Origin of the sequence: Vibrio agarivorans, from assembly GCF_030409635.1 — a bacterium.
GTDB lineage: Bacteria > Pseudomonadota > Gammaproteobacteria > Enterobacterales > Vibrionaceae > Vibrio > Vibrio agarivorans.
Window position 1 is genome coordinate 1,510,016 of sequence record NZ_JAUFQF010000004.1, and the last position, 24,607, is coordinate 1,534,622.

Genomic DNA, 24,607 nt, shown 5'->3' on the forward strand with positions numbered 1-24,607 from the left:
AGCCCAGCCTTGAGGCTGGGCAAAGTGTTCTTCACCTATAGGAGTATGCCAGGAAAAAGACTTTTATCTCTAAAGAGATAAGAAGTCTTTAAATTGTTGAAGAACACATTCGGCAGTGTCTTTATCTTGCATCTCAGCAAAAATTCTTAGTAGTGGCTCAGTGCCGGAGAAGCGAGCAATCACCCACCCCCCGTTTTTGAAATACACCTTTGCGCCATCGTCATAGCTGACTCTTTCAATCTCAAAATCAAACGACGGTAAGGCTTGTTCGACGTAAATCTTGTCGTATATCACCTGCTTTTCGGCGGGTTTGAACTGACAGTCACCCTCGGCCATGTACGCGTAACCATATTTTGCGTAAATCTCGTCAAGCATTTCAGAGAGCTTTTTGCCTGTCACTGAAATCATCTCAACCAATAGACTTGATGCGAATACGCCATCCTTACCTTTGATATGGCCACGAATGGTTAAGCCACCGGAGCTTTCTCCACCAATAAGCGAGTTATCTTGCTCCATTTGTGAACTGATGTGCTTGAACCCAACGGGCACCTCAAAACACTTCTCACCATGGTCTGCGGCAATCTTGTCGAGAAGATGGGTTGTGGCGAGGTTACGCACCACTGAGCCAGTCCAGCCTTTGTATTCAAGTAAGTAGTAATACAACAGCATCAAGACTTCGTTAGGGTGAATAAAGTGCCCTTTTTCATCAATAATACCCAAGCGGTCAGCATCCCCATCGGTGCCGATCCCCAAGTCGTAACCTTCACTGGCCACTAGGTGTTTCAGACGATAAAGGGTGGCGGCACTTGGAGAAGGCATTAAGCCGCCGAAATCTGGGTTTTTGCCATCATTGATCACATCGACATCACAACGTCCATTGATCAGCACGGTCTGCAATGCGTTTTTTGCCACCCCAAACATCGGGTCAATCAGAACTTTAAGGTTGGCGTGCTTGATAGCTTCAATGTCAATAAAGGCGATGATCGAGTCGACAAACTCGTTCATAGGATTGATAAGCTCAATCGATTGCTGCTCGACAGCAAGCTCGAAGTCAACAGTACGCACATCGGCTTTGGTTAGGTAGGCGATCTGATCTTCAATCTTTTGAGTAATGATCTCATCGGCATCACGGCCGCCTTCAATGAAGATCTTAATACCGTTATAGTCTGCTGGGTTGTGAGAGGCTGTAATACAAGCCGAATACGCGCAGTTCATCTCTTTAGCTTTAAACATGACAACGGGTGTTGGCACAAACTTGTCGATAAAGCTGACTTTAATCTGATTGGCTGCCAGTACTTGTGCAAACCATTTACCCGCTTTATCGGATAGAAAGCGACGGTCATAACCGACAACAAACCCACGCTCAGCTACTTGTTCATTGGTTAAGATATTTGCAACCGCCTGTGCGACAAGTTCAACGTTGTCACGGGTGAACTCTTCACCAATAAAGGCACGCCAGCCTCCAGTACCAAATTTAATCATGATTCAATTCCTTGTATCGAGAGCGGCATATTAAGTGCCGCTCTTTGAGTTCGCTTAGCCCATCGTCACAACAACGTGATTGACACTGCCTGGTGCATAAATTGGTACCGCACCACTGATAAGATCGCCATTGACCTCAATAGACTGCACGCCTTTGCTCACGCCATGAGGGTTCATCACTTGGATGTGATAGGTTGCACCGCGCCACTGGCGGGTAATATTGAATTCAGGCCAGTCAGTCGGGATGCACGGGTCTATGACTAAACCATCAAAGCCGGTACGCACGCCGAGGATAAAGTTGGTGACAGCATAGTAGGCCCATCCTGAGGTTCCTGTAAGCCAAGGGTGGTTCGCGCGTCCGTGATCTTGGTGGTCTCTACCCATAACGAACTGCACATAAGAGTAAGGTTCAGCAATGCGCTTCTCGATCATGTCATTTTGATTGTATGGGTTAAGGGCATCGTAGAACTTCATCGCACGGTCTCCACGACCGAGCTTGGCCTCTGCCACCCATGCCCAAGGGTTTGGGTGTGAGAAGATAGCACCGTTCTCTTTTACGCCTTGGTAAACTCGGGTAACAAACCCAATGTCATCATTTGGGGTGGCAAAAGAAGGGGCGTTGAGGTGAAGGCCATACTCTGAGAACAGGTTCTCATCGACGGCATCCATCGCCTTCTCGCCGCGATCTTGTGATACAGCGCCAGACAAGACGGCAAGTGTGTTTGACTCTAGATGCACGCGACCTTCGGTTTGCTGGGCGGTGCCAATTTTGTCGCCATCTTTGGTCAAGCCGCGGATATACCACTGTCCTTCGTCATCCCAAAGGTGAGTTTCACAGGCTTCTCGAACCGCTTGAGCTATCGTACGATAGTGGTCGGCATCTTCTTGTTCACTGCGATATTCCGCCAGTTCAATAAAGGCTTCGAGCGCCCAGTAGTGGAGGAAAGAGACCATGGCAGATTCGCCACCGCCTAAGTTCAAGCAGTCATTCCAGTCGGCACGTAGCCCCTTACAAATACCGGTTTGCCCTACGTACTCTGCTGAGAAATCGAGTGCCGCTTTCATGTGCTCATACACCGTAGCGCCACCGCCATCGGCATAAGGAATGACTTGATCAATAAAGCTTTCTTCTCCGGTCTCTTTGATGAAGTTACAGATAGTTGGAACTAGCCATAAGTGATCGTCGGAGCAGGTATCTTTGATTCCGTGGATCTTGTCTTCATCGGAAGGGGTTGGAACAACCGTTGGCGACTTGGAAGGCGCAATGTCGGCCTTTTCTGGATCAAACCAGTCGGGATCAAACAGGTGCAAGCCATAGCCTGCCTTGACTTGCCCACGTAGCAGATCAACCAAGCGTTTACGCGTCATTGCAGGGTTTGAATGGGGAACTGAAATTGCATCTTGCGCAGTGTCGCGATAGCCCAACCCAGTACGGCCGCCGACTTCAATAAATGAGGCAAAGCGTGACCAGACGACACACGTCTCTGCTTGATATAAAGTCCAGGTGTTGATCATGGTATCTAGGCCTTCGTTGGGTGAGGTGACTTGGAACTTGTCACAGCGTTCATCCCAATGAGCTTTAATTTGTGCAAATGCCTCGTCTACGTTGTTTAGGTCTTGGTATTTCTCACGCAGTCTCGCTCCGTTACCTTTACCAATACCGAGTATGTATGCAAAGCGCACCTCCTCACCCGGTTGTAGAGTGAACTGCTTGTGCAGAGAGCCACAGTGGTTGTAACAGGTTTGTGCTGTATTTGAGCAGTAACCTTGCTCAACCGCAATAGGATTCGCCTCATCACGGTAGAGCCCGAGGAAACTATCACGCTGACCATCGTAAGAGTCAGGAGAGAAGGTTGACGCGAGATAGTAGAAGCCTTCAAAGTCATCGGTGTTGTAGTAGAGATCATACTCAATCACGCCCTCAGTGTACTCTGTCCCTGCTGAGTAGAGAGACATTTGATGGTTCTGGTTATCGGACTGAATATGGCTAAATGAAAACTCAACAAATGAGAAAGCACTGATAGTACGAGGCTTATCAGAGGTGTTTTTAATCACGATATCCCAGATTTCGGCATCTTCACCTTTTGGCACGAAAAGGGTCTTTGTGGCGTGGATGCCGTTGTAATCACACTGGAATTTTGAGTAAGAGAGGCCGTGACGAACTTCATAAGAGGCTTCATCTAGACTTTTTGCAACGGGTTGCCATGAGATAGACCAGTAGTCACCCGTTTGATCATCACGCAGATAGACGTAATGTCCTGGGCGGTCAAAGGTTGCGTTCGGGCGGAACTTGGTGACTCGATTGTACTCCGGAGAGTTGTAGAATGAATAACCGCCGGCATTATGCGAGATCACAGTACAGAATTTTTCCGTACCTAAGTAGTTAGTCCAAGGTGCAGGAACATCTGGTCGAGTGATAACGTACTCTCGGTTTTGGTTGTCGAAATAGCCGTATTTCATTGTCATTTCCTTGTTGATGCGCTGCGGGGACAGCGCCAAATCTGCTAGTGAAAACTGCGAGATATTCTCGCGATATCAAACGGTTAATAGGTTAATTCCAAGTGGCACGATAAGTGACGCCTTGACGCTTCAGTTGTGTAAGGTGGCCTTTAAGTCTTGCTAAATAGTCAGGCCAGTGCCTTTGTTGCTCACGACTCCACATCACTTCGGCGAGTGCCGTAATACGTGGGAATAGCATGTAATCCAATCTCTTTTGGTCAGTGATGATTTCACTCCAAATAGCGGCCTGAATACCTAAGACGCGCTTGTGTATTGGATCTTGTTCGTCTATTGCTGATAGTGGCCTGTAGTGATAGGCATGCTTGAGTGAAATTGAATTTGCCCAGTCCACCCCCGGCTCACTTGCCATGTCACTTTGTGCCATATCGAGGTAGGTATATTGAGCGGGTTGTAAGATGACATCGAAGCCCTGTTTGGCGCAGTTAATTGCAGCGTCTTCACTCAACCAGGAGTAGATCACCGTTTCTTTACAGACCTTGTTGCCGTGTTGAGCCTCCTCCCATCCCACCATTCGCTTACCGAGCGATTTCAGTTTCTGTTCGGCATAACGCAACAGGTGGCCTTGTAGCTCCACCGGAGATTGATAGCCGTGTTCTAGCATCATTGCTTGGCAGGCAGCGCTATCGACCCAGACACCTTTAGGTACTTCATCCGCACCAATATGTACCCATTGGCTTGGAAACAGTTGAGCAATTTCTTCTAAAACAATATCGAGGAATTGATATGTCCCTTTGAGTGCTGGAGAAAGAACGTTATCTGAGTAGTTTTGCACGCTGCGATAGCGCGATGGGTCATCGGTATCAACTAACATGTCAGGCAGTGAACGAATGGCCGCGCGGCAGTGGCCCGGGATATCGATTTCAGGAATGATAGTGATGCCACGTCGCTGGGCGTATTCAATCAGGCCTTTGATCTGCTGCTGTGTATAGACACCACCATACTTTTGACTTGCGTGACTGAATTGAGGCTCAATTGGCAAACCTGGGCCGCGCCATGCGCCGATATCAGTGAGCTTTGGCAACGCTTTAATTTCGATGCGCCATGCTTCGTCGTCGGTAAGGTGCCAGTGGAAAGTGTTTATCTTGTAGTGAGCAAGTTGGTTAATTAAGCGCTTTATGCTCGAAATAGGATGGAAATGACGAGCACAGTCGAGCATAAAACCTCGATAACTAAAGCGAGGGTTGTCTTTAATCGTAACCACTGGCAGTGAGCAATGGCCAATGCTATTAGTTTGCATTAATTGTAGTAAGGTTGTGCTGGCATTATGAAAACCAGCAGGCTCTCCCGCTTCAACAAGGCAACCTAGAGCAGTCACTGTTATGCGATACGCATCTTGATCGAATATTGGATTATGAATGTAATCGATACTTGGGTGGCTGTCTGTTGGGGTAATCCTCAATGACAGCCCATGCAGAGAAAGTGACTCCTCTTGTAACCATTGAATAGCGGCCTGTGCATCAGGGTGGCAGGATACGAGATTGAACTCGCGGCCTAATATAAGGTTGCCATCTGCATGTGTGAGGTGAGTCGGTTGCGGGATTAACGCGAGTTTGGACGGCTCAACTGCTGGGACGGTCTCTTCGGTTGCTATCGGGTTCACTAAGACGATAGGTGTTCGGGTGACTGCAATAGGCTTTTCAAACTCAATCGTCTCAATGCATGCGTCTTTGATGCCGTCGCTGAGGTAACGTAGCGGAAAAGTATTCACCTCAAATTCGAGATACATACTGTCGTTAGCATCCAAGCGAGCAGAGCTCGGTGTAAATCGGCAGTGACTCCCGATTTGAGTAAACGTTCCGTGTTGTACGCTAGTTGGCGTAACGTAACGGTCGAAGATAAAGTTAAAGCTCTGAATTGTAATGGCATCATCACTGAGGTTATGCAAGGTAAGAGCAAAGCGACTGAGCTGCTCTTGTTGTGCAATAACGTTTAAATCCACTCTAAAGCTCATATCACACCTCAGTACAAGTTATGCTCAGGGCGGCCAGCAAACATGATGGCGCCTTCGATAGCATCAAATTGTGGTTTGACGATCCACTGCTGCACTGGCGGAGACAGCCAAGGTAAGATGCGCTCGGCGATACTGCCCATTAAACAGATGCGAGTCGCGCCTTTTTTATGCAGGGCAATTAAGAACATTTCGATGTCTTGTGCGGTCTGTTTGAGTAATTGAATCGCTAAGGAGTCTCCTTGAGTTGTATGATGAAAAACGCGCGGACAAAACTGACCATAGTCGCGAGGTAGTGCAGACTTAGACCAAGACACAATATTGTCGATGTCGTAGTCAAACTCATGCATCACTTCTTCAACGAGAGGAGTATGTTCGACGATACCGTCTTGAGCCAGTAAGACCTGCTGGATAAGGTGCAAGCCCATCACTGCGCCACTGCCTTGGTCTGAGATAGGGAACTCTCGTCCACCAACAACATGTTGTTCGCCATTGAGAAGGAGTAAGCCACATGAACCCGTTCCAGCAATCATAATCGCGCCATCATCGCCATTGTGTGCACCGATACAGGCACCGTAAGCGTCGGTGTTTAATGTGATTGATTTGAATGGGTGAGGTAGGCTCTTTAATGCAGACCATGCGCAGCGCTGCTCGGCTCCCGCAAGAGCAAGCCCAACGTGCATATGGTGATAGTCATCAATGCCCAATCCACCTTGTTCAGCTGCCTGAACAATCGCTTCAACTACCGCTCCCATTGCCACTTCTGCACCGAGTAAGATGTTGGCGCTACCGGTTTTTGATTCACCAATCAGACGACCTTGGTGGTCACGAATTCTTGCGCGACAAGAGGTGCCGCCGCCATCGATTCCAACGAAATATTCGTTCATTACTTGGCTCCTTGAGAGAGTGTTTGCTGCGCGCTAATCGCGAGTAAGAACCATCCTGCATGCGGGATCCACTGCTCACCCCAGCGCCAGTTTTGCAACATGTCATCTTTGTGTGGTTCTGGGTTAAACGCGATATCATGCTCATCTTCAAACCCTGCCGTGATCCCGTTGCACACACCGCCGCGGGCATTAAAAAAGCCGAGGTGAGGAAGGTAGTCGGGGTTGTTGTGGCCATGACCATCAAGCATGCACATGTCATAAGGGTTCAAGCCTAAAATCCAGTTCATGGCGTGTTGCGCATAGTGCTCTAACCCTTGTAATAGCGACTCGTCGTCAATATAGGGTTGAGCCAGCCATGCCATCGACGCGAGTGATGCGAGACGGGCATTTTCTCCTTGCCACCAGTAGCCGGATTCGTTGTCGTGGGCGATGAAGAAGGCGTCACGCTTATCTTCATTGACCCCTTTGACATACTGGCGAGGGTAGCCGAAAGGGTTTGCTACCTTGTGGGTGATATTCAGTTCAAACTGACAGGCGTTGCGAATCACATTCTTGACCTGCTTGGCGAGTTCGGAGCCTGATTCAATCGATAGGAACTCCACCAAAGCGATGACTGGCAGGCCAGCTTCAGAGGCATGGTAGTAAGGTCGAGAGCCATCATCATTTGCTGCCCAAAAATGCTTTACGTCTTGATCGGACTGTTGGCGCTCCATCAGTGCTTGTGCCCAGTAGCGTGCTTCATTGAGGTAAAAATCGATATCTGTCGCTTTGTAGAGCTCAGTCGTGGCAAGCAGAGCACAGTACTCATCAATGATGTTCTCACAGCCATCATCAAGGTATTGTAAGTTATGCGTTTTCAGGTGATGGTAACCTTGCTCTGCCGCCACTAGGTAGTCTTCACTGGTGTAATCGCCAGTTTGTTGCATGAGAGATGCTAGCGCGAGAGCGGCAATGCTGATTCCTGCCCCTTGTCGAAAACCGGCTTGGTATTGCGCAGACTTGAGCCCCTCTTGGGTGGCATAGGCGCAAATTTCACGCTGATTACTCTCTTTACTCCACTTGTCAAAGACTGTCATACAGAAGAAACCATCAGGGTGCTGCATGCGATACAAGAAGTCGGCGCCAAACAGGGCCTCATCAAGCAGTCTTGTGGCGCTAAAGTTGGCAAAGTCGGGATTATCTTCTAACAGCGCTGCCGCTTTTAGCATGTTCCAAACCACCATCGGGGTTTGCTGAGGGTTGAGGAAGTTTGCATAAGAGAGGTGGCTAAGGTACTTACTCACATCGCCCGAGGCATCATACCAACCGCCATGCACATCCAATGTCTCTTGCGTGGAGAGAAGAGGGATGGAGTGGTCTTGTTGGTCGAACCTTCCTGAGCAGCGCTGTGATTTAAAGTAGTGCAGCAGATCTGAAAACGTGCGCTTAAACACTAAGCCTTGAGCGATAGAAAAACGTGCCGACTGACACTGACCTGCTTGCAGATAGTATTCGCCTGTTTGAGTAAAATGTGAGAAGTCGATATCGGCGAAGCGACCCTGATGCCAGTTATCGCATTGAACCGCTGACGCAGTTGATATACGTGCCATGACCTGATTCGTCTTTGCACAGACAAGCTCTACAACCTCAATAGCATCGCTACTCTCAAGCATGACAACCGCATGCTTTGGGCTCTCTGGCGCGTATCCAATATGATTAATAAGTAACTGCATTTACCCTCTCCGAGGTAATGAAAGGCGGGAGGGGGCACCCTCCCTTATTGGGTTAGTTTTCGTATAGGTAACAACGCACAAAGTGGTTGTCAGATAATTGTGTTACTTCAGGCAGCTTTTCACGGCATCTATCGGAAGCATGGGTGCATCGACCCGCAAACGGGCAGCCTGCAGATTCAGGCGTCCACAGTGGAATTTCCCCTTTGTTGCCTTCAAGCTTTTGGTGAATCGATTTGCTTGGATCAGGCACAGCAGACACTAATAGCTTGGTGTAAGGGTGTTGTGGGTCATGGATAATTTCTTCCGTATCTCCCCACTCCACCATATGGCCGACGTACATCACCGCGAGGTCCTCTGCGATGTAACGAGCGGTTGCGATGTCATGCGTGATGTATAGAAGAGACATCTGCTTTTCAAACTTCATCTCCTCCATGAGGTTTAAAACCCCAGCACGAATCGAGACGTCGAGCATGGAAGTTGGCTCATCGGCGAGTACGACTTCCGCACCAACGGCAATATTGCGCGCTAAGTTAACGCGTTGACGCTGGCCACCCGACAGTTGGTGAGGGTATTTGGCCGCTGTCTCTTTTGGTGGAATAAGACCGACTTGATCGAGTAAGTCGTAGACCCGCTCTTCCAACTCTTTCTTATTGCCAGATGTGATCTTTTTGTGGATCAGCAGTGGACGTGCAATGTGGTGGAAAATCGTGTGGGTAGGATTCAGCGAACCAAATGGGTCTTGCCATACCATCTGAACGCCTTCGCGATAAGTCATCATGTCTGATTTGGACTTGATATCTTGAATGTCGCGACCTTTGTATTCGATCGCGCCACCCGATGGGGCGTACATTTTCGCAATCATCTTGGCAGTGGTAGATTTCCCTGAACCAGATTCGCCCACCACAGATAGACCACGACTTTTGTACATTTTGAACGACACGTCGTTAATTGCGCGCATCATCGGTTGATTGAGAGCATTACTGTTGATTGGAAAGTCTTTTACGAGGTTTTTGCCTTCAATCAACAGTTCGCCAAATTGTGTACTCATTGTTTTCTCCAAAATCTTCAATTACTGCTGAGACTTAAACCTGTGCTTGAGCGATAGGCTCACCATACAGATGGCAGTTAGATAACCGGCCTGGCTCAATTTGACGTAGGTGGGTTGGAACGCGAGAGCAAGCCTCGTGAACACGCTCACAACGAGCTTGGAAACGGCAACCTTGTGGAATTTCCAATAGGTTTAAAGGGTTGCCAGGAATTCCCGCCAGTTTGGTTTTTGGCCCAGTCAAAGGAGGGAATGAACTGCCCAAGCCTTTGGTATAAGGGTGGTATGGACTTTCAAGAATCTGTTTCGAAGGCGCGACTTCAATCAACTCGCCGGAATACATGATGCCGATACGATCAGAAAACTCCACCATCAGTGAGAGGTCATGAGTAATGAACAAAATTGAGAAGCCAAACTCTTCTTTAAGGGCATAGATTTTTTGCAGGATCTCACGTTGAACCACCACATCTAGCGCGGTAGTAGGCTCATCCATGATGATCATTTTTGGGTTCAGTGCGAGAGCAATGGCAATAACTAGGCGCTGACGCATGCCACCAGAGAATTGGTGAGGATAGTCGTTCAGGCGGCTAGGGTGGATATCAACGATTTCCAATAGTCCTTCTGCACGACGCTTAGCTTGCTCACGAGTCATATTGGTGTGACGCATAATGACGTCACAGAACTGTTCTTCCATGGTTAATACTGGGTTCAATGCGTTCATCGCACTTTGGAACACCATAGACATCTCACTCCAACGGAACGACTGCATACGTTCATCGCTGTACTTTAAGATATCTTCACCGTTGAAGATGACCTCTCCACCGGTAATAAACGCGGGTGGCTTATGCAGGCGCATGAGTGAGAATGCGACAGTGGATTTACCACACCCAGACTCACCAGCAAGACCAAAGACCTCGCCGGGGGCAATATCAAAGCTGACATTGTTGCAGGCACGTACGTCACCTGCATCGGTAATGTAATCTACGCAAAGGTTGCGGATAGAAATGAGTGGTGCTGTCATGATTATTTATCTCCGCTCCAAAGTGCATTCTGTGGAGCCAACTCTGGCTCACGTTCTTCTTTGTCTTGCTTTGCAAGTTTCTTCCAGCGCTTCATTCCTTTGTGCGAGCGAAGTTGCGGGTTAGCAATTTCATCGACGGCAAAGTTAAGCAGAGCAAGACTGGTTACAAGTAGTGTTAGTGCGACACAAGGTGCTAGTAGCTCCCACCACGCGCCAATCAGCATTGAAGAAGAGGTCTGAACGTTGTAGAGCATGATGCCCCAGCTGATGGTATTTGGGTTGCCAAGACCCAAGAACGATAGTGTTGCTTCCATCATGATGGCGTACATAACAGAGCCAATGAAGCTTGCTCCAACAATCGAGATTAGGTTTGGTAGAATCTCCACAAAGATGATGCGCCAAGAGGATTCACCGAGCACTTCAGCGGCTTTTACAAACTCTTTTTCGCGCAGAGCAAGCGTTTGAGAGCGTATCACCCTCGCGCCCCAGGCCCAGGACATCAAGCCGATCACAAGCGTGATGGTTAGTGGCCCAGCCTCACCGATAAAGGCTGCAACGACGAACAATAGCGGGAACTGTGGAATCACCAGCATGATGTTCATTGCTGCGGTAAGAACATCATCGACACGTCCACCGAAGTAACCCGCTGAGACACCGATGATGGTGGCAAGAATACATACTGTAATCCCTGCGCCAAAGCCGACAGCAAGAGACACTCGCGCACCATGCGCAACCTGAGACCAGACGTCACGCCCCATACGAGTGGTGCCAAGGCTATGGTCCGCTTTTTTCGACATCGCAAGAGTGCGGCGGTCCGTGGCTAAGTTTTCTGCAACCCAACCTGTTGGATTGTCTTGTGCCGCTTTCACCACAAAAGCTGGGTACTCATGCGGCTTACCTGTGCGCTTGTCGGGGGCATGCTGGGTCAGTAGGGGAGCAAACACAGCGATAAAAATGAAGATACTAAGAATAATCACACCTGTCAGTGCCATTGGGTTTCGCCAAATCAGTTTCGCAAGTTCTTTCATGATTATTTACCTCCCTTACGTAGGCGAGGGTCCAGCACGACATACAGCATGTCGGCCACAAGGTTAAAGAACAGCATGAACATAGTCATAATAAGCAGTTGGCCCTGAAGCACTTGGTAGTCACGAGCATTGATCGCATTGAACAGCACGGACCCAAGACCTGGGTAGTTGAAGATGATTTCGATAATAAGCTGACCGCCAATCGCCATACCTAGCGACATAGATAGTGCGGTCACACTTGGTAGCAACGCATTACGCGCCGCATAGTTAAAGACCACGCGGTTTTCGCTTAAGCCTTTGCCCTTTGCCATCGTGATGTAGTCTTCGGCGAGCAGGTTGATCATGTTGTTACGCATGTTCACAAGGAAGCCGCCAATTTGCACGATAGAGGCACAAAAGAGAGGAAGAACAGCGTGATAAGCGACATCTTTAATGAATGCCCAGCTTGTCCAGTCAGGGATCGTACCTGCGGTATAGGCATACCCGGTTGGGAACCACTTCAGTCCGATAGCAAAGGTAAAGAGGGCTAACATCGCGATAACGACTTGGGGTACTGCTTGAAGAATCAGCATGCCCGGCGTGACGAAAGCATCGTATTTACTGCCGCGCTTCCACGCAGCAAAAATGCCCAGAATCGAACCGATAGAGAAAGAAAGTACCACTGCTGTGCCCGCTAGGAAGAGAGACCAACCGAAAGCGCTGCCAAGGAGTGCGTTAACTGAAAGCGGGTAGAACTGAATCGACGTTCCTAGCTCCCAGGTAAGAATATTTTTCATGTAAGTGAAGTACTGAACCAGTAAACCACCATCAACGAAGCCAAGTAGCTCCTTCATTGCGGCAATACGTTCAGGTGTCACTTGCACCGTAGTATGAGCAAACATCATGGTGACCGGATCACCCGGCATTGCTCGTGGAATAATAAAGTTCAACGTGGCTGCAACCAGCAGCGCAATCAAATAGAACGTTAGACGTCTTAAAAAGTAACCCATAACTCACACCTTACTCACCCAGATAATTCCTGTTTCTGGATTCAGGTCGCTCCTAGCGAAATTTTGAGCGAACAAACCCCTGACGCTTAGCGCCATGAATAAAACTATTAAAAGAGGTTTAAAGGCGGCACACGGGAGTGTGCCGCAAGAAAAAGAACGTTACTTAACTGGTTTTAGGTCCAGTACATGCAGTAGACGCTCAGGGATGCCAGCCCAAATGTTTGGACGGCCTTGTGGATTTTCTTCGTTCCACCAACCCGTGAAGCGAGTTGTGTTGTATTGGAACATGTACGCACCCGATAGCACTGGGATGGTTACTTGGTCAGCAGCGATGATCTTCTGGATACCATGAGCGATCTCTAGCTGCTCATCTTTGTTCGCTGTTTTATAGAAGCTATCCAGTAGGCTATCTAGCTGATCGTTCTTGTAGAAGTGCATCGCGAAACGAGGCATACCATCACCAGATTGCAGTGTTGAGTTGTAACCACTGTTCCAGTAAGTGTAAGGATCGGCACCATGGAAGTAGTTGGTGTATGCAACGTCGTAAGAACCTTCAAGCATAGACTGGTTGTAGACTGAGAAATCAGGTGTACGTGCACGAGCAGCAATGCCCACTTCTTGTAGTTGCTCAACCGCGAGTTGCACTGTGTTGTTAAAGTCAGTCCAACCGTTTGGCGATTGAATCAGTAGCTCAAACTTCTTACCTGATGGTGTTTCTACAAAGCCATCTTTGTTGGTGTCTTTAAAGCCCGCTTTAGCCAGTAATGCTTTGGCGCCATCCGCATCGTAGCTGTTGAACTTCTGATATTTTTTGTGCGTTGCTTCGTCAGACCAAGCTTCAAATGCATAGCCAAGACCAGAAGCGAAGTCGTTGACAGTACCGCCACCGTAAAACGCGATGTCAATGATCGTTTGACGGTCAAGCGCCATAGAGAATGCACGACGGAAGTCGACATTGTTTAGTGCTTCTTGTTTTGCTGGGTCTGGGTTTTTGTAGTTTACGACAAACGCTTGCGTACCTGCTGGTGGGTACCAGTATTGGTGGTTCGGGCTCGCAGCGGCGTAAGTGCGGTCGATGTCTGGAACAAATGAAGACGTCCAGTCCATCTCGCCGTTAACAATTTTACCTAGGAACTGATCGTTGTTGGCGATCTGTGGAACACGCAGGCAGTCAACGTCTAGGTTGTCGTTGTCCCAGTAGTTCGGGTTACGACATTGGATGTAAAGCTGTGGTGTAAACGTATCAACTACGGTAAATGGTCCAGAACCTACAGGGTTTTCGTTGGTGAAAGTCGATGGGTCGTCAACCTTGCTCCAAACGTGTTGTGGCACAACTGGAACTTTCGCAATCTCGTAAGGAACATTTGAGTTAGCTTCAGTGAGTTTAAAGCGAACTTGGTAGTCGTTTACTTTCTCAACACTGGTTACCCAAGAGTTGATACCGCTTTGGTCAAGCTCTGGCTTGGCTTTTACTAGCTCGAAAGAGAACACTACGTCATCAGCGTTAAATGTTTCGCCGTCAGACCACTTCACGCCTTTGCGAATGTCAAAAGTAACGGTCATTAGATCGTCTGACATGGTGAAGTTTTCTGCTAAACGGAACACCGGCTTGTTACCGTGCATTTCGTTAAATACAACCAACGGTTCGTACATGAAGTCGGTGGTTGTATGTAGGTTAGTCGCGCCCAGGTATGGGTTAAAGTTACGAACAAACGTCGTAAACTCTTTAGGGTGGACGGTCAACTCGCTGCGCTCTGCCGCTGCTGCAACTGAGGTAAATCCTGCTGTTGCAGTGGCGATAATCGCGGTAGCCAGTGCTGTTTTTTTAATATTGGTAAGCATAGCTGTTCCTTACTATTTGCTTTAGTTTCACTATGTGGAATAAGAGAAGCACTCTACTGAGCCTTTCTCACTAAGACCTACCTCGATGGGGGGGTAACACTGTCGGTAATTTCAACGTTACTTCGAGTGGCCTGTAGGGCTTAGGTAAGGTAAGAAAACACCGTTTCTGGATAATAGGCAATTTGAATTCCCGTTAAAAACGTTAAAACGTAAAAATGCCACGTTAATTACGTTTATTATGTGTTAGTTGTCTATTTTTTGTTATACCTAAGGGCTGCGATATGACTCGCAATTTAGTTGCTTTAGGGCTACTTATGTTAGTACTCACTTACTTGTGTGCTCAACGGTATACTTAGCTTTGTTGATCATGGTGAAAATCAAGATCTTCGTCACTCTAGTGGTCACAAGATATTTTTTAACGTGAATTTGATACTGGCGTTTTGTTGTGATTGAACTCTCAAATAGGTTAAATAAACATCTTTATTGGAGGTTTTAGTATGACTGATACAGAGTTTGATTTGGCTATCTTTACGCAATGAGCTGTTAAAATAGCTTTATTTTTTAGTGGAAATAAAGCTAGCGACGCCCTATAGCTAGCCTCTCCTCCGAGTGATACAAAGCAGGTGATTGTTGCCCTTGTCGTGGCCGTTAAACGGGTACTTAAGTGAGGGGTACTAGACTAAATCTTAAAGTGGACGTGACAAAAAAAGAGCCCAGGAGGGCTCTTGATGGATGATTGTGGGCGTAAACGCTAGCTAGCAATTAGGTGCTGAAGCTTGTCTCGAAGCGCGATGATATGGAGTCGCTGCGGCGTCTCTGCGGCACAGTGGTCGAGAATGTAATCGAGTGAGTTTAATACCGTGCGCCAACGTGGCGTTTTAGGTAGGGTCTCGATACGTAAGTATTTGTCGAGTGTGCGAGTTTGTAGGGTGCTTCTATCAAGGTAGACACGCCAAAGCCCACTCTCTTCGGCAAAGGTGAACTTTGACTGACCGGTTGCACTCTCCCAGTAGTCCAGACCATTGGTCATAGCTTCCACAAGCACTTCTCGCATGATCTCTTGCTTGCTCTTGTTCTCTTTTACAGCTTTTGCTGCAAGCTCTGTAAACTCGCCACCTAAAGCGTGCAGTTGTTGAAGCTTCTCTTTATCGCCTTCAAAGGCATAGCTTGCGAGTGCTTCAACTGCAGATTCAAGGTTGTGGATACGATGAGTATTGACGCCACCACCCACATTTAAAATGTACATAGTGCGTAAGCCAGAACCTTCGGGTAAAGATAAAATGTCACTAGAGATTGACTGACGAGTATCTTCGACAAAAATATCAATGTCACCACAATATCTCGGTTGATCAATGTGCAGGTATTTTGGCGCAATGAAGTCATCTGCGCTCGAACGTAGCAGCTGCTCATGGCTGCGTTTGAAAAGCCTTGACGCTGCCTCATTGGCAAATTTGACCTTCATATCTTCTTTGATGCAAAGGATAGCCTCAGGTGCGCACTCCAGTTGCTCAAGCAAGCGCCCTTGTGTTTCAAGTAGATTCGCTTCTGCAACAAGGCGCAATTTTAACTCTTGTTGCAACTGAGTGTTTTCTTGTCGGCGCTCTTCAGCCTTGCTTGCTTGAAGATGGGCAACTATACGTGCCGCGAGCTCAGGTTTGTTGAATGGTTTAGACAAAAAGTCGTTGGCACCCACTTCAAAGCCTTTCAACTTGTCATCTGTTTGGTTTAGTGCGGTGAGCATGATAATTGGCAGCTGAGCATGATCGTAGTTTTGACGCAGTTCGGTACATACTTCATAGCCATTGAGCTCTGGCATCATGATGTCGAGCAGTAACAGGTCAGGTTGATGTTGTTCCACCATTGCCAATGCTTGCTGACCATCTTTAGCAGTGATCACTTGATAGCCCTCTAGACGCAAGAAGCTATCAAGCACGCGTACATTGACTGGTTCGTCATCGGCGATCAATATCAGTGGGCTATCACCATTGATAGGTAGGCTTGGTGACTCTTGCTCTAAATCGATTACCGTTGGTATATCAAAATGCGGTTGCACAGGTTGTTGGATGGCTTCTTCTATTTGCGATGGTACGGCTTTGGGCAGTGTAAAGCTCATGGTTGTGCCTACCATCGGTTGGCTACTTACAAACAGTGCACCGCGCATCAACTCAACCAGTTGACGACTAATTGAAAGCCCAAGCCCAGCACCTTGTCGGTAGTGGGTCGAATCTTTGCCTGCTTGCGTTAGCGGCTCAAAAATATGTTCAAGTTGCTCACTCGGGATCCCTTGTCCAGTATCAACGACTTGCACTCTTACATTACCATCGACTTCGTTTGCTGAGATGACGATTTTCCCCTCGCTGGTGTATTTGATCGCATTACCGACAAGGTTGTATAGGACTTGCTCAAGTCTTTGTGGATCAGCATCAATCCATAACTCTTCGTCAACTTGGTTGATGATACGAATCGGTTTGTTGCCTAACAAATGGTTCGATAACTCCAGTACCAATCGAGTTGCACTGGCGAGGTTCACTGCGCTGGTTTGAATATCCAAGGTGCCGTAGCGCATCTTATGATAGTCCAGTAGATCATCGACAAGGTTTGATAATCGTTGGCCACTGCTCACGATAATATCAAGCTGATAACGATGATCGGCAGAAATAGGGCCATTGGCACCCGATATTAAGGCCTCAGCGATACCGACCATGCCGTGTAGTGGAGTGCGTAATTCATGTGAAGTGGTTGCGAGAAACTCATCTTTTAGTTTGTTGGCTAGCTGAAGGTCTTCGTTCTGCTTTTTGATGATCGAAAGATTCTCTTCAAGCTCGACGTTCTGGCTTTTAATGAGCTGTATCTTTTCTCGGATAGAGCGACGCATTCGCTCAAAGCTCACCGCTAGACGACCAATTTCATCCTTGCGCTCAGTATTGAGCATGGCTTCATCAAGATCGCCGGCCGAGGCTTTCTCTGCTGCCCAAGTCAACTTGAGAAGTGGTGAGGTGATGAAGTTTGAGAGGTAGTGAGAGGCAATGACGACGAGCAAGATGGCTATGAGCATCACGACAACAAAGACTTTCTCTAGTTGATGAACACCGGCAAAGGCTTCACTTTCTGCAAGCTCCACGACAATAGCCCAATGGGTATTCTCAATTTCAACAGGCGTGTAGGCGGCGAGCATATTCTGGCTTAGCGCATTTTGATAACTACCAACATTCGTTAACCCTTCGAGCGCGTATGAAATGACCTGCAAACTGTTTTGAATATCGTCTTGCGAATAGGCCATGGTTCGGCTGAGGTAATCTTCACCCACAATTAGGGTTTTTACCGCTTTTTCGTTGCTTTGATTTGCCATCAACTTGGTGATGGCATTGTTGGGTAGTCGGAATAGAGCGTAACTGTGCAAGTAGCCTTGTTGAACAATGGGGGCGCCAAACCAAGCATAGAGTTGACCATCATGCTCTGAAAAGTCGGAAACAACGACCGGAGTAAAGTCTTCATTGGTTTGACGTTGCTCTGTCACCAGATCTCTGAGCTGTTTGAAAGTTTGTCCTAAGTTTTCATCTCGGTATCGCCCTGTGAGCAGGTTGGTGCCGTAGTCGGAGTTTTTATAGATGGAATAGGTGACGTTACCCTCTCGGTCAACCAGCAATATATCGTCAAAATCAGAGCGCTTTTGCAGTTCGAGGTAGGCCCAGTGATAACGTTTGTGTAAAAGGCGGTAGCGCTCGCTGCCATTAAATGCGGGAGAATCTGGCAACATAGAGGTTTTTATTTGGTCACCTGAGCCTTGAATGTAACGTTGCTGTGCATGTTCTTGCGCTTCTTCGGTAGTAAGACCGAGGTTTTGGAATGCATTGACCAACCCATAAAAACGGCCACCACTGGCATAGGCCAGCTCTGAGCGAACAAAACCCATGACTTCGGATTCTTTAGCTGCAAAGTAATTGATCACCTGTTGTTTTTTTGTGTCGCGAATTGAAACGAGGTGAGAGGTGCTTTGATCGCGTAAATCGCTGGTGTGAGATTGCAGGAAAAATAGTGCAATCCCGGTGAGTGGAATGATACTCAAAGTAAGAAAAGCGAGCATGAGAGTATTTTGCAATCGCTTATATTTTTGTTTTTTATACAACCCAAACATAAAATTATACCTTATTTATTAATTGCTTGAGCTGGTATTGATTGTTGTTTGATTTTTCAGTTGTAGAAGAAAAACCGTTATTCATAATACCTAGCTAGGAGTTGCAGATGTGCAAAAACACTGAAAGCGACTTGGGGAAACAGCGTTCATCAGTGGGGGGAATATTGCGATCTAAGCAACTATTTTGACAAAATTAACGAGTTTATTTTCTTTGGCAAGTAAGTTATTGGTAAAGCGTGTTGGATAGCGCAGTTTTGATTAACTGCGCTTATAAAAAGAAGGGAGTGTTACTTGTGTGCTTGATAAATGGCGAACTTATTGGTCTTGTCGAGCGTTTGGCATTGGCCAAAGGCTTGTTCGATGATTGGGATATACTTCAAAAAGCTATTTGCCACGACAAACATCTGTCCTTGGTGGTTTAGATGCTTAGGTGCCTCTGCCAGAAGGGTTTCTGTCGCACTATAGCTGGTGTCTAATCCTGAGTGGAACGGTGGATTGGTGACGAGGTAATCCAATTTTCCATCAATATCGCTATAAACATCAGAGGCAAATACCTTCCCGTCGAGGCCATTGGCTATCAAGGTTTCTTGAGATGAGGCGATAGCGAGTGCGCTGATGTCACACATCGATAGCTCAATTCCCGGGTTTAGGGTCGCCATAACAGCGCCTAGCACACCTGCGCCACATCCAAAATCGAGAACGCGACCAGACAACTTAGGCAGATTATCGAGCAGTAGGCGGCTGCCAATATCAAATTCCCCGTGACTGAACACGCCCGGCAGACTGCAGATGGTGAGAGGCTGATTCTGATAAGTCACTTGGTATTGCTTAAACCAGTCTTGAAGCTCAAAGTGTTCTGGCGCTTCTTGGCATTGTCCCCAATAGAATGAACAGCGGCGTGCTGAGTCATACTTGGTAATAGGCCCAAAGGGCTTGAACATTTTTTCGATGCTTTTTACACCCGAGCGGTTTTCTCCGACCACGACAATTTCTGTGTCTTTGCCTAGCTTAGACAGCAGCATATTGAGTAAGAACTCTGCTTCAGCTTTGGCTTTTGGCCAATAGAGCAGAATTAAATCCGCTGGTGTCTCTAAGGTAAATTCAGCAGCAAACTGACTTTGGATCGTGTCGTACTGTTTGATTTTACGGTAGTAGCCGTAGTGCGTGGTAAATACCGAGACAGATTCACAATATTGCTGCAGCTCAACAGGGAATAGATCTTCCACTTCCCCTGCCACGAGAACATGTTTTCCAGAAAAATACTCTAGCTGACGCTGAGCTACTTGGCTTGGTGCAATATAAGCAGACATAGCAAACCTATCAAAATAAAAAGACGGCTGATTGTCTCACAACCCGCCGCCTGCTTGAAGTCACGAACAGAAAATCTGATTAATTATGGTCTTGGTAGTCAAGGAAGCTCTTGAACTCTTCTTCATACAGATTAAACAGCGTAATGGTAATCGCGAAGATTAATGGACCATAAATAAGGCCTATCAAACCAAATAGATGGATACCCCCCAACAGCGAGAAGAATATCATCAGGGTGTTCATTCCTGCACTGCCTTGCATCAGCAGTGGGCGAAGGATGTTGTCGATAGAGCCGACAATCGCAATACTCCATACCGCTAAGAAAATAGCCCAAGTGATTTCACCAGTTAGGAACAAATAGGCAGTGGCTGGAATCCAGATAAGGGCGGTACCCACCACTGGGATAAATGAAGCAAAGCCCATCATGGTACCCCAGAATAATCCCGGGAAGCCTGCGAGCCACATACCAAATCCGCCTGCGATACCTTGAGCGATAGCGGTTAAAAATGATCCCATCACCGCCGATTTAGATACTTTTTCAATCTCTTCTAAAAGCTTGTCTTCTTGGCTGCGTGAGAAAGGCAGAATATGGCGCATTGCAGTGATGAGTTTGTCGTGATCTCGCAATAAGAAGAACAGCACAAACAGCATCAGGAAAAACTCCATCAAGAAGTTGGTGGCATTGCCGAGTATCTTGGCACTAATGGAGACCAGGTTAGTGCCCAGTGTTGAAGCCAGCTGCGCCGCTTTTTGTGCGATCCCTTGCGGGTCAATATCATCAAATGGCAGGTAGCTGTTTACAAACGCCAAGCCCTTGACCACCCAAGGGTGATTAAACAACTCTTGAATGCCACCATGCGTTACCCAGTGGTAGGCATTTTGCGAAAAGTTTGAACCCTGCTGGACAATGGCAGCGAATACAAAAAGCAAAGGGATGACGATAATAAAGGTCAAAACGGTACAAGAGAGAAAGGCGGCAAAGTTAGGCGCTTTGGGCAGTTTGTTCTCAAACCACTCGTGGATCGGAAACATCAGTAGCGAGATGATAAATGCCATCACGATGGAATTGATGTAAGGTTCAACGAGCAGGTAGCAGGCAAAAGCTGCCGCGAGTAAGGAGATAATTAAGACTCTATGACTGGTAGTGATTTTGACGTTATCTAGCATACTAGGTGTTCCAACTGTGTTTGCCGGAACAAGCTTCCAGCTTTTATAAACGACTTGGCTATATAATGGATGCAAAACAGAGGGTTATCAATGTATGGGTTGTTGTAATCAAAAAGAAAGTTGTTGTGAGACTAAGAAACGCAAAGCAATACCTTGGTTTTCTCTGACTGTGGGCGCACTTTTACTGCTAGTGCTCATTTATTGGCAGTAAAAATAGTGACTAGAAATAGACAGTCATAGTGCTTTAAAAGTGAGCCTAACAAGGTCTATTCAGAAACGAACAAGGCCTGCATATTTGCAGGCCTTGTGAATACTTAAAGCTGTTGCGTTTGGCGTTACTTCTCTTGAGTGAGTAGAGCAAAACAGTGATCAGCGGCTTCCAGTGTAGCTTCAATCTCTTTGCCCGAGTGAGCGAGTGAGGTAAAGCTTGCTTCAAATGCTGATGGTGCTAGGTAGACGCCATGCTCAAGCATAAGATGGAAGAAGCGCTTAAAGCGCTCAATATCACACTTAGTCACATCATCGTAGCAAGTGATTTGCTCTTGTTCTGTAAAGAAGAAGCCGAACATACCACCGACTTGATTTACTTGCAGTGGGATACCATGTTTGTCAGCCAAAGCTTTGAAGCCATCAGCCAGCTGCTTAGTTTTCTTCGCTAGGCGCTCTTCATTGCCCTCTTCGCGCAGAATATTCAAGGCAGCCAAACCTGCGGCCATAGCTACTGGGTTGCCTGATAGTGTACCCGCTTGGTAAACAGGACCGGTTGGTGCGATGTACTGCATTACGTCTTTACGGCCACCAAAAGCACCGACTGGCATGCCGCCACCAATGACTTTACCTAACGTAGTGAGGTCTGGTTTGATGTTGTAGTGTGCTTGTGCGCCACCCAAAGCAACACGGAAGCCAGTCATGACTTCATCAAAGATAAGCAATGCGCCTTCTTGATCACAGATCTCGCGCAGGCCTTCATGGAAGCCTTCAACAGGTGGGATGCAGTTCATGTTGCCAGCGACAGGTTCAACGATGATACATGCGATCTCACCTTTGTTCGCAGCAAATAGCTCGCGCACAGAGTCTAGGTCGTTAAATGTCGCCGTTAGTGTGTACTTTGCAAAATCAGCAGGCACGCCCGGTGAGCTTGGTTGACCAAGAGTCAGTGCACCAGAGCCTGCTTTAACGAGCAGGCTATCAGCGTGTCCGTGGTAGCAACCCTCAAATTTCATGATCTTGTCGCGACCAGTAAAGCCACGCGCAAGACGAATTGCGCTCATTGTGGCTTCTGTACCAGAGCTCACCATACGAACTTGTTCCATTGATGGAACAAGTTCACTCACAAGCTCTGCCATCTCAATTTCAGTTGCAGTCGGCGCACCAAAGCTAAGGCCGCGCTGAGCTGCTGTGATCACTGCATCACGAATCGCAGTATGGTTATGACCAAGAATCATTGGGCCCCAAGAGCCAACGTAGTCGATGTACGCTTTGCCATCAGCATCAAAAATCAACGGGCCATCGGCGCGTTCAATAAAGATCGGTGAGCCACCTACACCGTTGAAAGCTCGTACTGGTGAGTTCACGCCACCAGGAATGGTTTGTTGAGCTTTTTCGTATAGCTCTGCTGATTTGGTCATTCGACTATCCTCTTCTGATTACTTGGACCAAGTTAGCGCGCATTGTAACCCCAATATAGGCTTGTTGGCGAATTTCTATCGACAATCAGAGCGCTCATCACGCAGGCTTTTGGTTGGTGCTGAATTGATAGCGTTAGAGTTTGATAAGTACTCTTATCAGCAGAATACTTGAATGGAACAGTCAGGTATTAGATAATCGCGAAAAATACAATAGTTAGGTTCCGCTCTACACATTGAGTGTACTCTCGCAAACTTGATAATCAGAGTGTGAGAAGATAGCGAAACCTGCTCTACGGGAGAGTAGTTGTGAGCGAAGTAAAAATTCCATTGTCGTTTTCTGAAGCGGCAGCAACACGAGTGAAAACTCTGATTGCAGAAGAAGAAAACCCAGAATTGAAGTTGCGTGTCTATATCACCGGTGGTGGTTGTAGTGGCTTTCAATACGGTTTTACCTTTGATGAAGCGGTCAATGAAGGCGACACCACGATTGAAAATTGTGGCGTGACCTTGGTCGTTGATCCGATGAGTCTGCAGTACCTTGTTGGTGGTGTTGTAGATTACACTGAAGGTCTTGAAGGTAGCCGCTTCTTCGTTGACAACCCAAACGCAACCACAACATGTGGCTGTGGCGCATCATTTAGCGTTTAATTATTTAAATTAAAACAAATGGATGTAGCAGTTGGTGTAAACCAACTGCACCACACTTGCGTAACAGGTTGGATGGAAAAGGCTTTCTAAAGGCGCGGAACAAGCGTCATCCATTACGCAAGTGAAAACAAAAGGATTTTGTATGTCTAAGCTCCCCTGTGTTGGCTTGGGGCATCTAGGTACGTTGCTTACCCAGCGACCTTGGATTATCTCCGTATTTCTTCTTATATCCCTCACTTTGTGGCTAGCTATGGGGCCTGTACAAGCAGACTCTGCACCCAGTGACAATAAAGCCCAAACGATCCCTCTCGCGAAAGTGGTGGTTGAATCTTTTCACGCTGAAAATACCTTCAAAAGTATTGATCTCTATGGACGAACTGCGCCAAATAAAGCCGCGAATCTTGGAGCAGAACATGCGGGAAAAATCACTTCGCTGTCGGTGGTGAAGGGAGACCGTGTTGAAAAAGGGCAGGTAATAGCCCAGATAGACAAAGGCGACTTGGACATTCAGATGGCACGTGCCAGCGCTATGCTGAAAGTGCGCGAAAAAGAGTACAATGCCGCGCAGTCTCTTAAGAATAAAGGGCTGCAGGGGGAAGTCGCGTTTGCTTCAGCACAAGCTGCATTGGCGGAAGCGAAAGCAATGGTTAGTGCGGTGCGTCTTTCTTTGCGCAACACCCGAGTGTTAGCACCATTTAATGGCATTGTTGATGACCTGCACATCGAACGTGGTGACTATGTGGGTATTGGCGATCCAATCGCGCATCTTATTGATTTAGAAAAAGTTGTTATCGAAGCCGATGTCAGTGAACGACATGTACAAGACTTGGAAGTTGGACAGCAAGCCAAGATTCGATTTATGAATGATGCTCGTGTGACAGGAACGGTACGATATATCTCACGAGTCTCGTCGCTTAGCACCAATACTTTCCCAATTGAAATAGAAATTGATAACCCAAACCAACGTATTCCGGCGGGGATAAGCTCTGAAGTCGAGCTTGCCTTGAAAGAAACTCAAGCGGTCAAAGTGACCCCAGCAATGCTCGCTTTGGATGAGAGCGGCAACCTGGGTGTAAAAACCTTAATTGAGGATCGCGTTAAGTTTGTGCCGATTCAATTGGTCAAAGCTGAGCAAGATGGGGTGTGGCTGTCGGGGTTAGGCGAACACGTCAACATCATCACTACCGGACAAGGCTTTGTGCGTGATGGTGATCAAGTGATTGCTACTCAAGCTGCGAACTAGGAGG

Annotated in this window: 16 protein-coding genes; 2 read left to right on the forward strand and 14 right to left on the reverse strand. The window is 47.4% G+C overall.

Going from position 1 to position 24,607, the window contains the following annotated elements:
• Window positions 1–69: 69 nt before the first annotated feature.
• The 14 genes from QWZ05_RS15535 to hemL form a co-directional block, all read right to left on the reverse strand.
• Window positions 70–1,482 (reverse strand): phosphoglucomutase/phosphomannomutase family protein, encoded by a 1,413-nt coding sequence (locus tag QWZ05_RS15535; RefSeq protein WP_290299309.1) that lies wholly within the window; start codon window positions 1,480–1,482, stop codon window positions 70–72.
• Between the two features lie 54 nt (window positions 1,483–1,536).
• Entirely contained in the window at window positions 1,537–3,942 is a 2,406-nt protein-coding gene (locus QWZ05_RS15540) for a glycoside hydrolase family 94 protein (RefSeq protein WP_290299311.1), read from the reverse strand.
• Window positions 3,943–4,033: 91 nt separating this feature from the next.
• Complete coding sequence (locus QWZ05_RS15545; RefSeq protein ID WP_290299313.1) at window positions 4,034–5,953, reverse strand: beta-N-acetylhexosaminidase; 1,920 nt, start codon at window positions 5,951–5,953, stop codon at window positions 4,034–4,036.
• An 8-nt stretch (window positions 5,954–5,961) separates the two neighbouring features.
• Window positions 5,962–6,837, reverse strand: a complete 876-nt coding sequence (locus QWZ05_RS15550; protein ID WP_290299314.1) for a glucosamine kinase nucleotide-binding domain-containing protein — start codon at window positions 6,835–6,837, stop codon at window positions 5,962–5,964.
• Window positions 6,837–8,549 (reverse strand): glycoside hydrolase family 9 protein, encoded by a 1,713-nt coding sequence (locus tag QWZ05_RS15555; RefSeq protein ID WP_290299317.1) that lies wholly within the window; start codon window positions 8,547–8,549, stop codon window positions 6,837–6,839. The genes QWZ05_RS15550 and QWZ05_RS15555 overlap by 1 nt, the downstream gene beginning before the upstream one ends.
• Window positions 8,550–8,601: 52 nt before the next feature.
• Window positions 8,602–9,597, reverse strand: a complete 996-nt coding sequence (locus tag QWZ05_RS15560) for an ABC transporter ATP-binding protein (RefSeq protein WP_289960567.1) — start codon at window positions 9,595–9,597, stop codon at window positions 8,602–8,604.
• Window positions 9,598–9,631: 34 nt separating this feature from the next.
• Window positions 9,632–10,615, reverse strand: coding sequence for an ABC transporter ATP-binding protein (locus QWZ05_RS15565; protein ID WP_290299320.1), 984 nt, complete (start codon window positions 10,613–10,615; stop codon window positions 9,632–9,634).
• A 2-nt stretch (window positions 10,616–10,617) separates the two neighbouring features.
• A complete protein-coding gene (locus QWZ05_RS15570; RefSeq protein ID WP_264877948.1) occupies window positions 10,618–11,643 on the reverse strand; it encodes an ABC transporter permease in 1,026 nt (341 codons plus the stop codon).
• A 2-nt stretch (window positions 11,644–11,645) separates the two neighbouring features.
• Window positions 11,646–12,632 (reverse strand): ABC transporter permease, encoded by a 987-nt coding sequence (locus QWZ05_RS15575; protein ID WP_264877949.1) that lies wholly within the window; start codon window positions 12,630–12,632, stop codon window positions 11,646–11,648.
• Between the two features lie 159 nt (window positions 12,633–12,791).
• Complete coding sequence (locus tag QWZ05_RS15580; protein ID WP_264877950.1) at window positions 12,792–14,474, reverse strand: ABC transporter substrate-binding protein; 1,683 nt, start codon at window positions 14,472–14,474, stop codon at window positions 12,792–12,794.
• Window positions 14,475–15,225: 751 nt separating this feature from the next.
• Window positions 15,226–18,609: a response regulator gene (locus QWZ05_RS15585; protein WP_290299324.1), complete on the reverse strand. Its 3,384-nt coding sequence runs from the start codon at window positions 18,607–18,609 to the stop codon at window positions 15,226–15,228.
• A gap of 287 nt (window positions 18,610–18,896) precedes the next feature.
• Complete coding sequence (rsmC, locus tag QWZ05_RS15590) at window positions 18,897–19,919, reverse strand: 16S rRNA (guanine(1207)-N(2))-methyltransferase RsmC (RefSeq protein WP_264877952.1); 1,023 nt, start codon at window positions 19,917–19,919, stop codon at window positions 18,897–18,899.
• A 79-nt stretch (window positions 19,920–19,998) separates the two neighbouring features.
• Window positions 19,999–21,084, reverse strand: coding sequence for an AI-2E family transporter (locus QWZ05_RS15595; protein WP_264877953.1), 1,086 nt, complete (start codon window positions 21,082–21,084; stop codon window positions 19,999–20,001).
• Window positions 21,085–21,419: 335 nt separating this feature from the next.
• The gene (hemL, locus tag QWZ05_RS15600) at window positions 21,420–22,712 is read right to left on the reverse strand and encodes a glutamate-1-semialdehyde 2,1-aminomutase (RefSeq protein WP_264877954.1); all 1,293 of its coding nucleotides are present in this window, start codon (window positions 22,710–22,712) and stop codon (window positions 21,420–21,422) included.
• A 306-nt stretch (window positions 22,713–23,018) separates the two neighbouring features.
• On the opposite strand from hemL, the gene erpA reads away from it, so the two are divergent.
• A complete protein-coding gene (gene erpA / locus QWZ05_RS15605) occupies window positions 23,019–23,360 on the forward strand; it encodes an iron-sulfur cluster insertion protein ErpA (protein WP_164649076.1) in 342 nt (113 codons plus the stop codon).
• 142 nt (window positions 23,361–23,502) lie between these two features.
• Complete coding sequence (locus QWZ05_RS15610; RefSeq protein WP_290299328.1) at window positions 23,503–24,603, forward strand: efflux RND transporter periplasmic adaptor subunit; 1,101 nt, start codon at window positions 23,503–23,505, stop codon at window positions 24,601–24,603.
• The last annotated feature ends 4 nt before the right edge of the window (window positions 24,604–24,607 follow it).